Below are 15,405 nucleotides of genomic sequence, written 5' to 3'. Positions count from 1 at the left end.
CGAGAACCTACTCGCGATCGTCCGCGGTGGTGCGGCGGCGCCGCGAGATCAGGAACCCGCCACCTGCGAGGACCACGACCGCGACCACGATGCCGATGATCACACCGGTCGAGGAGCCGGAGCTGCTGCCCTCCGAGCCGCCGTTGCCGCTCGCCGGCACGGCCGACCACCAGCTCCAGTAGCCGTCCTGGCCGTAGATGTTGCCGGCGGCCTCGGGCATGGTGGTGATCGACTTGATCTGGTCGGTGCGGTACGCCTCGACCGCGTTCGGGTACGCCATCACGTTCATGTACCCGGAGTCGTACAGCCACGACTGCATCTGCCCGACGAGCTCCGCGCGCTTGGCGGGGTCGTACTCGGCGAGCTGCTTCCTGTACAGCTCGTCGTACTTCTTGTCGCAGATGAAGTTGTCCGTGGTCGCACTGGCCTTGGCCTTGGTCGGCAGGGCCGCGCAGGTGTGGATGCCGAGGACGAAGTCCGGGTCCGGGTTGACCGACCAGCCGTCGAAGGCGAGGTCGTACTCACCGGCGTACCAGGGCACGGAGACGTCGTCGAGGCAGTCGACCTTCAGCCCGATGCCGAGCTTGCCCCACCACTCCTTGAGGTACTTGCCGACCGCCTTGTCGTTCGGGTCGGTGGCGTGGCACAGGAGACGCAGGTCGAGCGGCTTGCCGTCCTTGCCGACGCGCTGGTCGCCCTTGAGCTTGTAGCCCGCCTGGTCCAGCAGCTTCGCCGCCTTGTCCGGGTCGTAGTTCAGTGCCTGGTCACCGGAGGGCTCCCAGGCGTACGCCGAGAAGCGCGGCGGGATGTAGCCCTTGCCCTCGACGGCGTGGCCCCGGAAGACCTTGTCGATGATCGTCTCGCGGTCGACCGACAGGAACAGCGCCTGGCGCACCTTCTGGTCGAGCAGCGCCTTGTTGCCGTTGCCGAACTTCTTGCCGTCCTTGGTCTGCGCGCCGGGGTTGGTGGCCAGCGCGTAGAAGCGGCGGCCGGGGCCCTCGTTGACCTTGATGTTCTTGTCGCCCTTGAGCGAGTCCGCCTGAGCGGGCGTCAGCGCGGGCGAACCGGCGACGAAGGACACCTCGCCCTTGCGCAGGGCGGCGACGGCCGCGTCCTGGTCCTTGTACGTCTTGAAGACCAGCTCGTCGAACTTCGGCGCCCCGCGCCAGAAGTCCTTGTTGGCCTTGAGCTTCACGTACTGGTCGACCTTGTAGTCCGTCAGGATGAACGGCCCGTTGCCGACGACGGGGAACTTCGTGTCGTTGTTGAACTTCGAGAAGTCCCCGACCTTCTCCCACACGTGCTTCGGCACGATCGGCACGTCGAGCGCGGCCATGGTGGCCTGCGGCTCCTTGAGCTCGATGACGAGCTTGGTGGGGCTGGGGGCCGTCACCTTCTTGAAGTTGGTGACGAAGCTGCCGTTGGCCTGGGCCGCGGCGTCGTCGGTCATCATCTTGTTGAACGTCCAGGCGGCGTCCTCGGCGGTCGCCTGCTGCCCGTCCGACCACTTCGAATCGCCCCGGACGGTGTACGTCCACGTCAGCTTGTCGGCGGACGGCTCCCACTTGGTGGCGAGGCCGGGGACGGCGTGGTTGTCCTTGGCGTCGTAGTTCGTCAGGAAGTCGTACATGAGCCGCGAGACGCTGGTGCTCAGCAGCTTCTGGGCGAGGAACGGGCTCAGGGAGTCGACGCTCTGCGCGACCGCGACGGTAAGCGTCTTGTTGCCGCTGTCGGCGGCCTGCGCCTGCTGGGGCGCGGCCCCGAGGGGCATGCCCGGTACGACGGACCCGGCTGCGAGAGCGAGGGCGGCGGCGCCGGAGGCCAGGAGCACACGCAGACGTGAGCGTGGCGGGGAGGACGGTGGAACTCTTACGACCATGGTCTGGGACCTCGCGTCATGACTCGCACGGGAAAGGCGTGTTGAACTTCGGTTCGCCGACTGGTGTTGCGAAGGTTTATCAGCGGTGGTCGAGCCACGTCAACGGTCCCCGAAACGGCGTGTGGTCTGCGGATATGCCAAAAGGGTCCGCATCGCGGAGGCGATGCGGACCCTCATTGGTTCAGACCTCTGACGCCCTACTGCTGAGGCGCTGGCGGCGGCTGCTGCTGCCACCCGGTGGGCGGTATCGGCCCTTGCAGCTCGGGGTGCGCGGGCTGCCCCGGCTGGACCTGCTGGCCGGGGTGACCGGGCTGGTCACCGTGGGGCTGGGGCTGCGGGTACGGCTGCTGGCCGGCGGGCTGCTGCTGCCAGCTCTGCCCGGCGCCGGGGGCCGGCTGCTGGGGGTAGGGCTGCTGCTGGCCGCCGTACGGCTGCTGCGGATACGGCTGACCGGGTTGCTGGGGGGCGTACGGCTGACCGGGGTACTGGGGGTGGCCCGGCTGCTGGGGGTGCTGAGGCTGCTGGGGTGCGTACGGCTGCTGGCCGGGGGCCTGCTGACCGGGCATCGGCTGGCCGGGGACCTGCTGGCCCGGCAGCGGCGGGGCGTACTGCGGCGGCGGGCTGCCGTCCGGCGTCCAGAGCCCCTGCTGCTGCTGGGCGCGGGCGAAGTCCTCGGCGACGAGGGCCGAGAGGTTGAAGTACGCCTCCCGGGTCTTCGGCCGCATCATGTCGAGATCGACCTCCGCGCCGGCCGCCAGGTGCTCGTCGAACGGTACGACGACCACCCCGCGGCAGCGCGTCCGGAAGTGCTGCACGATGTCGTCGACCTTGATCATCTTGCCGGTCTCGCGGACCCCGGAGATCACGGTGAGGGACCGCTGCACCAGCTCCGCGTACCCGTGCGCCGACAGCCAGTCCAGGGTCGTGGAAGCGCTGGAGGCGCCGTCGACCGAGGGCGTCGAGATGATGATCAGCTGATCGGCCAGGTCCAGCACGCCGCGCATGGCGCTGTACAGCAGACCGGTGCCGGAGTCCGTGAGGATGATCGGGTACTGCTTGCCGAGCACGTCGATCGCGCGCCGGTAGTCCTCGTCGTTGAAGGTCGTCGAGACCGCCGGGTCCACGTCGTTGGCGATGATCTCCAGACCGGAGGGTGCCTGCGAGGTGAACCGGCGGATATCCATGTACGAGTTGAGGTGCGGGATCGCGTGCACCAGGTCGCGGATGGTCGCCCCGGTCTCGCGGCGCACCCGGCGGCCCAGCGTGCCGGCGTCCGGGTTGGCGTCGATGGCGAGGATCTTGTCCTGCCGCTCGCTGGCGAGGGTCGAGCCGAGCGCGGTGGTCGTCGTGGTCTTGCCGACGCCGCCCTTGAGGCTGATCACCGCGATGCGGTAGCAGGAGAGCACCGGGGTGCGGATGAGGTCGAGCTTGCGCTGCCTCTCCTGCTCCTCCTTCTTGCCACCCAGCTTGAACCGCGAGGAGCTCGAAGGATTGCGGCTGCTCCGCGTCTTCTGCTTGCCCCGGATCAGCCGGTCGGCCGTGAGCTCCACGGCCGCCGTGTAGCCCAGCGGGGCGCCCGGCACGGAACGCTCACGCTGATCGTGGGTGACCGGCGACGGCCACGCGCTGCCCACCCGCGGGTCGACGGGCTGACCCTGGGGGTACGGCTGGGGCTGCTGGTGGGGCTGAGGCTCGGGCTGGACCTGTGCGGGGAGGTTGGGGGTGCTGCCCTCGGCCGACGGCGGGTTCGGGGCGCCCTGGGCCGGTGGCTGGGGAGCCTGGGGTGCCTGCGGGGCCTGGGGGAAGCCGTAGCCGGTCTGCGGGTGGGGCTGCTGGGGCTGCTGCTGGGCGGGCCAGGCGGGCTGCGGCTGGGGGGCCTGCGGAACCTGGGGCGCGGGCGGCTGAGGGCGCTGCGCCGGAAGGTTGGCCGCCGGGGCGGGCTGCTGGGGGTGGGGCTGCGGCGCCGGCTGCTGGGGGTGCTGCGGCTGCTGCGGGAAGCCGTAGGCGGGCTGCGGCGCGGGAGGCGGTGTCGGGGCAGGGGCCGGCGTCGGGAACGGTGCCGGGTGAGCGGCCTGCGGTTCGGGGGCCGGGGGTTGCGGAGCCTGCGGCTGTACGGCTTCGGGCTGCGGGGCCCGAGGCTGCGGGGCGGCCGGCTGGAAGGCGGGCGGCAGCGGCGGGAGGCCGCCCTGCGACGGGGCCGGGGTCCAGGACGGCGTGGTGTCCTGCGGCGCGCCGGTGGCCGGCCCGTCGCCGGGGGCCGGGTCGGGCGCGGTCGCGAACGGTGCGGCGTCCGCGGGGGTGTCGGCCGACGGTGCCTCGTCGGTCTCCGCGTCGCGGTCCGTCTCGGGGGAGTCGGCAGTGGAGGAGCCCGCCTCGGCGGAGTCGGCATCGGGGGACTCGGCATCGGCGGAGCCCGTCGCGGCGTCGTCCTCGTTGTCCTCGTCGTTCTCGCGTACTGACGCCGGCGCCGGGGTCTCCGCGTCCTCCTCGGGCTCGAAGCCGAAGACCGTGCCGGGGGCGTCGTCCCGTGCGTCCGCACCCGGCGTACCCGCCGCCGCGTCCTCCGAACCGGCCGCGGCGGAGTCCTCGTCGGCACCGGACGGCACACCGCCGCCTACCGCCTCGGAGTCGGCCTTCGCCTCCCGCTCCTCGATCTCCCGCTTCAGCGCCGCGGCCGAGAACCGCATCGTGGCGCCGCTCTCCAGGTCGCCCCTGTCGGAGGGCTCCGGCGGGGCCGGGGTCCAGTCGGGGTCGAAGCCGCGGTGTGCCGCCGGCGGGGGCACCGGCAACGGCTCCCCGCTCGGCGGCGGGGGCGACACCGGCGGCGCACCGGCGCCCTCCGAGGAGTCGCCCGGTGAGTTCTGCGTGTACCAGGCGGGCGGGGTGTAGTCGATGGTGAACTCACCCGTCGAGTCGGCGGGCTCCGCGTCGGACGACTCGTCGACGGGCCTGTCCCAGGCCCCGCGCATCTCGTCCCGATCGCCGTTCACTTTGCCTCCTGGTGTGGTCGAGCACCCTTGTGCCGTGGTGGGTGGGGGCGTTCCCGCAACGCGAACCGCCCGGCTCTCCCCCTGGGACGCACATGGCCTGCCCACAGGTTCTCTGCCGCGTCCGGACCCACCCTAATCGCCATGAGGGCCGCCACGGCAGGCCGTACGGCACCGCGAACGCTGTCCCGTACATCACGTACTGCACCCAAGTGGGCCGAGTGCGAGCCGAAATGGACCTCAAGCCGGTCAAATGCGCACAACTGTGCCGGGTTTCCGGGCTGCCTCGACCTCGTACCGGGCCGTCGCCGATCAGCGGGGGCGGCAGGGCCCGTGCCCCTCAGTCCAGCCGGCGTGCGGCGCCCAGCAGTCCCGACTCGGCGTCCGTCGGCCGGGTCGTCACCAGCCGGCTCTCCCGCCGCGTGCACCAGAGGGTCGCTCCGTCCTCCAGGGCGGGCAGTGCGCGGACCGCCTCGGCCGGCAGCCTCATGAGGTGTCCGACCTGTTCCGCCTCCTCGGGCGACACGCGCTGGACGCCGGCCAGCGACGCCTTCTCCAGCAGGACGGGCGCCGTGGGGCCCAGGTACGGCAGCAGCGTCACCACCGACCGCCACGGGCCCGGCACGGCCCGCCCGGGCGGCGGATGCATGCCGCAGTCCCGCACCACGACGACCGGCGAGGCCGCCGACGCGCCCGGCAAGGGCGCCCGGCCGACCTCGTGCAGAGCCACGCATCCGTCGCCGACGGCCCGCGTCAGGCCGGTCCAGGCAGGGGCCCGCCCCGTCTCCACGACGATCCGCGCCCCCGTCGCCGCCGCCCGCAGGGCGAGCACCTGTGCCGTCCAGAGCCCGCCGACGAGCGTGATGTCGTACGCGGACGGCCGGTTGAGGCCGAGTACGGCGGGGAAGCCCCGCTCGTCCTCACCGATGACCACCCCGTCGTCGCCCACCGGCAGGGTCAGCGAATCGAGTTGATCGGGTCCGATGGTGTAACGCCGCCGACGCGGGCCGACGGGCCCGAAGCCCAGCCTGCCGCGCCCGCGCCCGCTCGTCGCCGTCAACGCGCCCTTCCCAGCGGCAGCGTGGCGAGAACCCCGGGCAGCTGCTCGCGGTCGAGCCGCACGAGTGAGATCCGGACCCCGCGCGCGACGCGCTCCAGCGCGGCTCGCGCGCATCGGAGTTCCTCGCCGCTGCGGGCGCTGATCCGGAGGTGGCCCGAGGCCGCGACCTCCTGCCGGTCGCCCCGCGCCAGGGTGAGACTGAACGTCGTGGCCAACGCGGGCACCGAGGTGAGCAGCGCGACGAGCCGGGGCATCGGAGCGCTGCTGGAGCGCGGCCAGCGGCGCACCCAGTACGCCGTGTGCCAACGCCCGTCGCAGATCCAGGTCCGCGAACCCTCCCGGGTACGGCGGGCCGGCGGTGCGGAACCGTCCGGGCGGGCCGTCGTCGCGGGGTCCGCGCAGGCCGCGGTGGCGAGCGCCGGGCCGAGCTCCTGCTCCGTCAGCACCGTCGCACCGAACCCCGACCCGGTCAGCCGGCCGGACAACTGCTCGGCCACCCGCAGGAGGCACCGCTGCGCCCCGGCGAGGCCGCCGCCACGGGCCCGTACGGCCTCGGGGCAGAGTTCCGGGTCGAGCGTCAGCGTGACCCAGGTCAGGCGCACCGCCGGTGACCCCGTACGGGACTGCAGCGGGGCGTAGTTGAGCGTGGCGAGTGCGTCGCCGGGGAGGTGCGGGGCGGGGGCGGGCCGGGTGTGCTGCACGATCCGGGCCGACTCCAGCCTGATGCCGTCGACGTCCATCACCTCCCGCACGAGCCCCGGCGACAGCGGCCGGACGGCCCGGTCCGCCCGGAGCGCCGTGTCCGCCGCGTCGACCCGGAGAACCACCGTGAGGTGCGTACCGTCGCCCACCATTCCGACCGGCCGCCTGTCCCGGTGCGTGAACGAGCAGGTGTGCAGGCCCGGTACGCACTCGGTCAACGGGGCGACGGGGCCCGCCCCCGGCAGCCGGGCGACGGCTCTGCGGGTCCGCCTCCGCAACGCGACGACGGTCCCCAGCCACGCCGGGAGGGAGCGACGACGCCTGCGCACGGCGGCGAGGACCACGAGTGCCGCGGCCGTCATCCCCGCCGGCCCCAGCAGTACGGGCCCGGTGACCCAGGCACACAGCAACACCGCGGCCGCGATTTCGAACAGCACCAGCTGTTGCAATCGAAAAGTTCCGATCGGTCCCGCACGCCGGTTCCAGCGCGCGCCGCCCCTGGTCGTCATCGTGACATGCCCCCGTCCGTGCGGGCCGGACCTGCGCCGTGCCTGACCCGTCGGCGTCTCCGACGGGACCGGACAGCGTACCGCTCCTCGGTCAACGCGCGGGCCTGGGCGGCATAGTGGTCGCCGGTGGCGGGAAGCGCCGCCGGGCTGCGAGTGGTGCCGCCCACCGGTGTGCGGCACGGGCGGACAGGGAAGGCGGGCCGGGCCATGGTGACTCGACGGGACGAGCTGAACGCGTACACGTTTGCGAAGAGAAGGGCCTTGTCCGCCTTCGTCCGGCCCTCACCCTCCGGCTCCTACGAGGAGGCCCCGCGCCCCCTGCGCGCCGTCCTGCCGGGCGTCCTCACCGGCGCCCTCGTCCTCGCGGGCTTCGGGGGCTACGGCGTGTTCCGCCCCGTCGCCCCCAGGGACTGGGACCGCCCCGGCACCAAGGTCGTCGTCGGCAAGTCGTCGACCACCCGCTACGTGGTCCTCAGCACCGGCCGGGGCGACCGTCGCCGTACCCGGCTGCACCCTGTCCTGAACCTCGCGTCGGCACGGCTGCTGCTCGCCCCGGACACCTACGGCGTCGTCCAGGTCGCCGACGACGTCCTCGACGACGGCAAGCCCCCGCGCGGGGCGGTCCTCGGCATTCCGTACGCCCCCGACCGGCTCCCCGACAGAGCGGACGCGGGCACCGCCAAACGGTGGGCCGTCTGCGTACGCCCCGGAGCCGAAGGGGCCGGTGTGCAGAAGGCCGGCTTCGTCCTCGCCGCCCGCGACCACCGGCTCACCGAGGGCCCGAACCGGCTCACCGGTGGCCAGGTCCTCTACGTACGGGACCCGCACGGCACCCGGTACCTCGTCGACGCCCGGGGCACCCGGTACCTCGTCGACGAGAAGCCCGCCGACCTCGGACACCTCACCGGCGCGCTCGTCGGCGGCGCCCGACCGCAGCCCGTCACCGACGAATGGCTGGCCACCCTGCACACCGGCAGCCCGGTCGCCTTTCCCGTGATCCCCGGCCGGGCCGGCGCCCCCGCCCTCGTCGAAGGCCACCTGTCCGCACGCGAGAACCGCGTCGGCGCGGTGCTGCGCACCACGACCGGCACAGGTACGGCGTACTACGTGGTCCTCGACCGGGAGGTCCGGAGGGTCTCCGCGTTCACCGCCTGGCTGCTCGTCAACTCACCGCAGACCGCCGCCCTCGACCAGTCCGGCGCCGCCTACCCCGTCGGACTTCAGGACTTCGTGCCCGACCCCGCGCCCTTCACGGGCCAGGCCGCGCACTGGCCCGCCCGCAAGACCGCCCCGGTCGACACCGCGCGCCGGAACACCGTCTGCTCCGTACTGCGCGGGACGGACGGCAGGGGCCGCACCACCCTGAGCACCTGGGCGGGCACCGTGTACCCCGCTCCCGTCGGCGCGGGCGGCACGAACACGTACGTGACCCCCGGCAGCGGGCTCCTGTACACCCAGATGCGGGGCCGGCAGACCAGGCCCTACGGATCACTCTTCCTGGTGACGGACACCGGATTGAGGTACGCGGTTCAGGGGAACGGCGACGGCGACCCCGGGCACCCCGCGCCCGGCACCACGCCGCCCTCACGCACCGCGCCCTCACGCACCGCGCCCCGCGGTACCGGCGGCCCCGGGCACGGCAACGAGGCACAGATCCGGCTCGGCTACGGCGCGGTGAAGCCCGCCCTCGTACCGGCCGCGTGGTCGGAGTTCCTGCCCAGGGGGCCGCGGCTCGACACCACCAGCGCGCGTCGCCCGCAGGGTTCCTGACGGCCGAGGAGAACGAGGAGCGATGGCATACCGGACGACGACACGGCTGGCGGCGGCCGTCGCCGCGCTGACCACCCTGGCCGTGGCCCAGCCCGCACGAGCGGCCACCGGCCCGGACGGCGGGGCGTGCACCATTCCGGCGAAGCGGCGGTTCGAGGGCCGCCCTTGGCCGTTGCAGCGCGTGCTCCTGGACGAGCTGTGGCACGACACCCGCGGCGAGGGCGTCCGCGTCGCCGTCATCGACACCGGCGTGGACGACACCCACCCCCAGCTCGCCGGCGCGGTCGACGCCTCTTCCGGCGCCGACCTGCTGGGACGCGGCGACGGCACCGGCGACACGGTGGGCCACGGCACCGAGGTCGCCGGCATCATCGCCGCCCGCCCCCGCGCAGGCACCGGCTTCGTCGGGCTCGCCCCCGGGGCCACCGTCATCCCGATCCGCCAGAACGACGCCCGCGACAGCGGCACCGACGCGTCGATGGCCGCCGCGATCGTCCACGCCGTCGCCCGTGGCGCGCAGGTCGTCAACATCTCCCAGGAAACCACCCTCCCGCGCACCGCCGACTCGGTCCTGGGCCGGGCGGTGGCCGATGCCGTCCGCAGGAACGTCGTGGTCGTCGCCTCCGCCGGCAACAACGGCATGGACGGCACCCGCACACCCGCCTACCCCGCCGCCTTCCCGGGGGTCCTCGCCGTCGCGGCCTCCGACCGCGACAACGAACGCGCCCCCTTCTCCCGGCCCGGGGACTTCGTCGACATCGCCGCGCCGGGCGTGGACATCGTCTCCACCGTCCCCGGGTCCGGCCACTGCACCGACAGCGGGACCAGCTTCTCCGCCCCGTATGTCAGCGCGGTCGCCGCACTGATGCGCGCCAAGTACCCGCACTGGACGGCCGCGCAGATCGTCGCCCGTATCGAACAGACCGCAGAACGCTCCGTCAACGGCCGTGACGACTTCGTCGGATGGGGTGTAGTCGACCCGGTCCGCGCACTGTCCGGCGACGACACCCCGCAGGACGCCCCGCGCCCCGACGCGCCGCCCACCGGGGCCCGGGGACCCGACCCGGCGCCCCTCCCGACGGGGGACACCCCGCAGCGGCGCGACCGGCGCCACGCCGCCTGGGCCATGGCCCTCGCGGTCCTGCTGACCGCCGCGGTGGCGGGCGCGGCGGCCGTCGGCCGGGACCTCCGACGACGCCGTACGGGGTGAACCCGACCGCCTCCGACCGACCGCTCCACAGGTCCGCGAGGGGGTTCGGAGGTGACCGGGGGAGCGCGGTGGACTGACTAGCCTGAGCCGCCCCGAAGGCCCAGAGAGAGGACCTCGTATGACCAGCCCCGCGAGCGGATTCGCGCTTGCCGACGATCCGGTCGTCCAGGCCAGGAACAAGATCGTCCGCACGGCCGAGGCGGTGTCCCGGCAGGCACGGGAGCTGGCCGACGTCCTCGCGACAGTCGGAGCCGGCTGGACCGGCGCCGGTGCCTCCGGATTCACCTCGGCCCAGGTCGTGATCAACGAGGACCACGACGAGATCCGCCGCCTCCTCGGCGTACTGCTGCACGCCGTTGACGGCACCAGGAACCTCACCAACGCCAACGACGAGGAGGTCCGCGCGGCGTTCAAGTCGGTACGCGAACCGGCCTCCACGGGCGGCTCGTCCGCCCTCAACGGCGTCTGAACCGGACGACGTTCCCCGACACGACCGGAGGAAAACCGATGGGGCACGACCCGCACACCAAGGTCAGGTACGAGAGCGTCCAGGAGGTCGCCAACCGCATCCGCGCGGTCTCGCGGAACATCTGCCAGGACCTGGAGGAGATGGATGCCGCGCTCAAGGTCGTCACCGACACCTGGGACGGCCAGGCACACGCCGAGTACGTGACGCTCCAGCACAGGTACCGCGGCAAGGCCGACCACATGCGAGGCCGGCTGGAAGAGGTCGCGCGGATCATCGAGACCGGCAAGGACCACTACCGGGCCACGGACCTCAGATCCTCACGCCTGTTCACCGAGGCGTTCTGAGCAGGGCGGTGCCGGACGCACGAAGGGGGCACGTTCACCCGAACGTGCCCCCTTGCCTGCCGGCCCGTGGCTACGGCAGGTCGAACTCGCCGTCCCTGGCGCCCAGGACGAAGGCGTGCCACTCGGCCTCCGTGTACCTGAGCACGGTGCCGGGGTCCAGAGAGGACCGCATGGCCACCCCGCCGCCGGGAAGGTGCGCGATCTCGACGCGCTCCTCGTCCTGCTCGGTCCCGGGCGCACTCAGCCACTCCACCCCAGAGATGTCGAGTGCGTACAGCTCGTCCTTCTCCGCCTGCGTGCCCATCGTGAGGGTTCCTTTCCGTGCCTGGCTCTGCACGGCACCGTACAGGCAACCCGGCAGCCCGGAAGCCGGTCCGCGGAACCCGCGCCCCGGGCCGGTGACGTTCACCCCCGCTCCGGCAGCCAGCCGGTCTGCACGAGCCGGTTGCCGCCGCGCCGGGTCGCCAGGCACGCGCGCCCCGGCGGCATCGGACGCCCGCGCACCGACCCGACGAGATCGCCCTCCGCCGGGTCGCCCGACAGCACCACGCCCTGCGCGCCCAGCTCCTTGACGCGCTGGAGGAACGGTTCGTACATCGCACGCGAGGCCCCGGCGCAGGTGCGCGCGACGACGAACCGAACCCCGGTGTCACGGGCGAACGGCAGACAGTCCGCCAGCGGGGCCAGCGGGCTGCCCGTACCCGTCGCGACCAGGTCGTAGTCGTCCACGACGACGAAGATCCGCGGCCCCGTCCACCAACTGCGCTCCCGCAGCTGCCGGGGTGTGACGTCCGCCGGCGGACGACGCCGCGCGAAGACCCCGGCAAGCGCCTCCATGTGCGTCCTCAGCGCGTCCGGCGTCGGCGCGTACTCCAGCAGATGGCTCTCCGGCAGCGCGCCCAGCAGCCCCCGCCGGTAGTCACCGACGACGAACTTCGCCTCGTCGGGGGAGTAGCGATGCGCGATCTGCCGGGCCAGCAGACGCAGCAACGCCGTCTTCCCCGATTCGCCGTCACCGAAGACCAGCAGGAAGGGATCGGCGTCGAAATCGACGAACACCGGCTCCAGATCGGACTCGGCGATACCGATCGCCACGCCCCGCCCGGGGAACTCGTCCCCCTTGGGCAGTTGTCCGACGGGCAGCACGGCCGGCAGCAGCCGGACGGGAGGCGCCGGCGGCCCCGCCCAGTCCGCCCGCACCCGCTCGACCAGCGCCGCCGTACGGTCCGCGAGGCACGCGGCGTCCTCGGCCCGCCCGGTGCACGGCAGCGCGGCCATGAAGTGCAGCCCCTCCGCCACCTGGCCGCGGCCCGGCACACCGGCGGGCACCTGGGCGGCCGTCCTCCGGTCGAGCTCGGAGTCCGACACGTCACCGAGCCGCAGCTCGAGCCGCCCGGTCAGCTGGTCCTTCAACGCGGCCCGCACCTCCAGATAGCGGGCGGCGGTGAGGACCACGTGCACGCCGTACCCGAGACCACGGGCGGCGATGTCGGTGACGACCGGCTCCAGCTCCTCGTACTCCGTACGGAAGCCACCCCAGCCGTCGACGACCAGGAAGACGTCGCCCCACACCTCACCGGCCGGCCCGCCGCGCTCCCGTTCCCGCCGGTACGCGGCCATGGAGCCGATGCCCCGCGCGCGGAACAGCTCCTCGCGCCCCCGCAGCACCCCCGCCACCTCGGCGACCGTGCGCCGCACCCGCTCGGGGTCCAGCCGGGAGGCGATCTGACCCACGTGCGGCAGCCCCGAGAGCGAGCCGAGCGCCCCACCGCCGAAGTCGAGTCCGTAGAACTGCACTTCACGCGGGGTGTGGGTGAGCGCGAAGGACATCACCAGCGTGCGCAGCACCGTCGACTTCCCGGACTGCGGCCCGCCGACCACCAGCATGTGACCCGCCGCCCCCGAGAAGTCCCGGTACAGCACCTCGCGCCGCTGCTCGAACGGCTTGTCGACGACCCCCAGCGCAATGGTCAGCCCACCGGGTTCGCCGTCGCCCGCGACGGTGAAGCCGCGCTCCGGGTCCGTCGCGAGATCCGGCAGCAACTCGTCGAGACCGGGGGCCCGGTCCAGCGGAGGCAGCCACACCTGATGGGCGGGCACCCCCTGCCCATCGAGGCGCCGCACCACCACATCGAGCACGGTGTCCGCGAGGGCGTCCTCCTCACGCACCGGGGGAGCGGCGGCCGGGGCGACAGGCCCCTGCGCCACCGGCACCGGCAGCGCACGGAACAGCGCAGCCGCTTGTCCGCCCGGCACCTGTCCCACCGCCGCGCAAGGGCCCTCCGGGCGGTACGGCCCCGAGACGTACGCCGCCTTGAAGCGCGTCATTTCCCGCGTACCGGCCTTCAGAAACCCCGAACCGGGCACCGACGGCAGGTCGTAGGCGTCCGGCACCCCCAGCGCCGCGCGCGACTCCTCCGCCGAGAACGTCCGCAGCCCGATCCGGTACGAGAGATAGGTCTCCAGACCGCGCAGCCTGCCCTCCTCCAGGCGCTGGGACGCCAGCAGCAGATGCACCCCCAGCGACCGGCCGATCCGGCCGATCCTGATGAACACGTCGATGAAGTCGGGTTTCGCGGTGAGCAGTTCGGAGAACTCGTCGATGACCAGCACCAGCGAGGCCAGCGGCTCCAGAGGGGCGCCCGCTGCCCGCGCCCGCTCGTAGTCGTGGATCCCGGCGAAGTTGCCCGCCGACCGCAGCAACTCCTGACGGCGCTGGAGCTCCCCGCGCAGCGCATCGCCCATCCGGTCGACCAGCGCCAGATCGTCGGACAGATTGGTGATGACGGCCGCCACATGCGGCAGCCCCGCCATTCCGGCGAAGGTCGCACCGCCCTTGAAGTCCGCGAGCACGAAATTCAGCGTCTCGGAGGGATGGGTGACCGCGAGACCGAGCACCAGCGTCCGCAGCAGTTCGGACTTCCCCGAACCGGTCGCTCCCACACACAGACCGTGCGGCCCCATCCCGTCGAGCGCCGCCTCCTTCAGGTCCAGCACCACCGGGAGGCCGTCCTCACCCACCCCGATGGGCACCCGCAGCCGCTCCGCCACCGGACGCGGCCGCCACGTCCGCTCCACCTCCACCGCACCCGCGTCGCCCAGCTCCAGCAGATCCGTGAAGTCCAGCTCGGCCAGCAACGGCCCGCCCTCGTCCCGCCCGCCGGCCCGCAACGGAGCCAGCCGCCGGGCCAGCGCCTCCGCAGCAGGCAGCGACAGCCCGTCCGGCACGCCCTCCTCCCGGTGCGCACCGGACCCCACTTCCAGCACACCGGAACGCACCCGCACGGACAGACCACCGCGCGGCCCCTCCGCCTCACCCGGAGCCACCTCGATCAACGTCACCCCCTGCACACCCCCGGCCGCCCCCAGCACCGAGCCGGGCGCCACCCCGGACCCGTCCAGGACCACCACCACATGCGGCCGGTCCGGCGGCTCCGCCCCCTCCGGCCCGAAGCGCCCACGCCCCTCCAACAGCCCGCCGAGAAGGGGCTCCAGACCGCCCGGCTCCCGTACGAACAGCCGCTTCGCCCCGGCCCCGTCCGCCTCGCCCGGCACCTGGACGTGCGGCAGCCACTTCACCCAGTCCCAGCACCCCACCGCCTCCGGTGCCGCCACGACCGCCACCACCAGATCCCGCGGCGAGTGCAGCGTCACCAGCTGCGCCACCAGCGCCCGCGCCGCCGCCCGCACCGGCTCCGCCCCACCGCCCAGCCGCACCCGGTACGCCTCCCGCAGCGCGACGCACACCGGCAGGCCGTCCAGCCGGCCGTGCACCGCCACGAACCGCCGCACCGCCTCCCCGCACACCGGGTCCGGCTCACCCGCGGCCTCCTCCGGCACACATAACGGAGTCGCGAGCGGCTGCCTGCCGAGCCCGATCCGCACCAGCCCGAAGTCCGCGTCACCGGGCCGCCGCTCCCACACCCGGCTGCCCTCGGAGACCAGCGACCACAGCTGATCCGGAGCCGGATGCGTGTACAGCAGCCCGTCGCGCTGCGCCCGCGCCGTCCGACGCACCGCGCGGCGTACCCGCGCCAGCCGGCCGAGGTAGTCGTGCCGCACATCCGCCGTGCGCCCCTGCGTCCCGCGCCGGTGGCGGACGAGCTGGGCCACCACCACGGCCAGCGTCGACACCAGCATCAGCACCCCCATCACCCGCATGAACCGCGGTGCCTGCGGCGAGAAGAAGAACACCACCGAGGACGCCATGCCCAGCACGGGAAGAAGCTGCATCAGCACCCCCTCGCGCTGCTCACGCGGCAGTACCGGAGGCGGCTCCAACAACACCTCTTTCGTGGGAACTTCCGGCGGCAGGACACGGGGCGGACGCTTCACGACGATCTGGCTCACCGGTGCATCGATCCTTGGGTGCGGTCGGGTGGGACGGGGCGCAAGAGGGAAGAGCGGGGAAGCCACGCCCACATGAGCCGCACCCGCCTCCGCACCCGCCCCCCGCTCGAAGCGCCCGTGATCCT

General features: G+C 73.3%; 10 protein-coding genes. 4 read left to right on the top strand and 6 right to left on the bottom strand.

Annotated elements, in window-relative coordinates; all coding sequences use genetic code 11:
* Positions 1 to 7: 7 nt before the first annotated feature.
* From BLW14_RS07730 to eccE, 4 genes are all read right to left on the bottom strand, one after another.
* Positions 8 to 1,879, bottom strand: a complete 1,872-nt coding sequence (locus BLW14_RS07730) for an ABC transporter substrate-binding protein (protein WP_093705648.1) — start codon at positions 1,877 to 1,879, stop codon at positions 8 to 10.
* 197 nt (positions 1,880 to 2,076) lie between these two features.
* A complete protein-coding gene (locus tag BLW14_RS07725) occupies positions 2,077 to 4,869 on the bottom strand; it encodes an SCO5717 family growth-regulating ATPase (RefSeq protein WP_093705646.1) in 2,793 nt (930 codons plus the stop codon).
* Positions 4,870 to 5,206: 337 nt separating this feature from the next.
* Positions 5,207 to 5,926, bottom strand: a complete 720-nt coding sequence (locus BLW14_RS34430; RefSeq protein ID WP_177153916.1) for a hypothetical protein — start codon at positions 5,924 to 5,926, stop codon at positions 5,207 to 5,209.
* Entirely contained in the window at positions 5,923 to 7,077 is a 1,155-nt protein-coding gene (gene eccE / locus BLW14_RS07710; protein WP_093705640.1) for a type VII secretion protein EccE, read from the bottom strand. The genes BLW14_RS34430 and eccE overlap by 4 nt, the downstream gene beginning before the upstream one ends.
* A gap of 267 nt (positions 7,078 to 7,344) precedes the next feature.
* Here eccE and eccB point away from each other — a divergent pair, with 267 nt between their 5' ends.
* The 4 genes from eccB (at position 7,345) to BLW14_RS07690 (ending at position 10,930) form a co-directional block, all read left to right on the top strand.
* Positions 7,345 to 8,907 carry a type VII secretion protein EccB gene (eccB, locus tag BLW14_RS07705; RefSeq protein ID WP_093705638.1) on the top strand — a complete coding sequence of 521 codons (1,563 nt, stop codon included), beginning with the start codon at positions 7,345 to 7,347 and terminating at the stop codon, positions 8,905 to 8,907.
* A 22-nt stretch (positions 8,908 to 8,929) separates the two neighbouring features.
* On the top strand, positions 8,930 to 10,117 hold the full coding sequence (gene mycP, locus BLW14_RS07700) for a type VII secretion-associated serine protease mycosin (RefSeq protein WP_093705636.1): 1,188 nt from the start codon (positions 8,930 to 8,932) through the stop codon (positions 10,115 to 10,117).
* 118 nt (positions 10,118 to 10,235) lie between these two features.
* Positions 10,236 to 10,586: a WXG100 family type VII secretion target gene (locus BLW14_RS07695; RefSeq protein WP_093705634.1), complete on the top strand. Its 351-nt coding sequence runs from the start codon at positions 10,236 to 10,238 to the stop codon at positions 10,584 to 10,586.
* A 38-nt stretch (positions 10,587 to 10,624) separates the two neighbouring features.
* The gene (locus tag BLW14_RS07690; protein ID WP_093705632.1) at positions 10,625 to 10,930 is read left to right on the top strand and encodes a WXG100 family type VII secretion target; all 306 of its coding nucleotides are present in this window, start codon (positions 10,625 to 10,627) and stop codon (positions 10,928 to 10,930) included.
* Between the two features lie 70 nt (positions 10,931 to 11,000).
* Here the strand turns inward: BLW14_RS07690 and BLW14_RS07685 are convergent, their stop codons facing one another.
* Positions 11,001 to 11,234, bottom strand: coding sequence for a DUF397 domain-containing protein (locus BLW14_RS07685; RefSeq protein WP_093705630.1), 234 nt, complete (start codon positions 11,232 to 11,234; stop codon positions 11,001 to 11,003).
* Positions 11,235 to 11,335: 101 nt separating this feature from the next.
* Entirely contained in the window at positions 11,336 to 15,280 is a 3,945-nt protein-coding gene (gene eccCa, locus BLW14_RS07680) for a type VII secretion protein EccCa (RefSeq protein ID WP_093705628.1), read from the bottom strand.
* Positions 15,281 to 15,405 lie beyond the last annotated feature (125 nt).

It is taken from the genome of Streptomyces sp. 2131.1, from assembly GCF_900105515.1.
Taxonomy (GTDB): Bacteria; Actinomycetota; Actinomycetes; order Streptomycetales; family Streptomycetaceae; genus Streptomyces; species Streptomyces drozdowiczii.
This window is presented reverse-complemented; position numbering and strand designations above follow the sequence as displayed.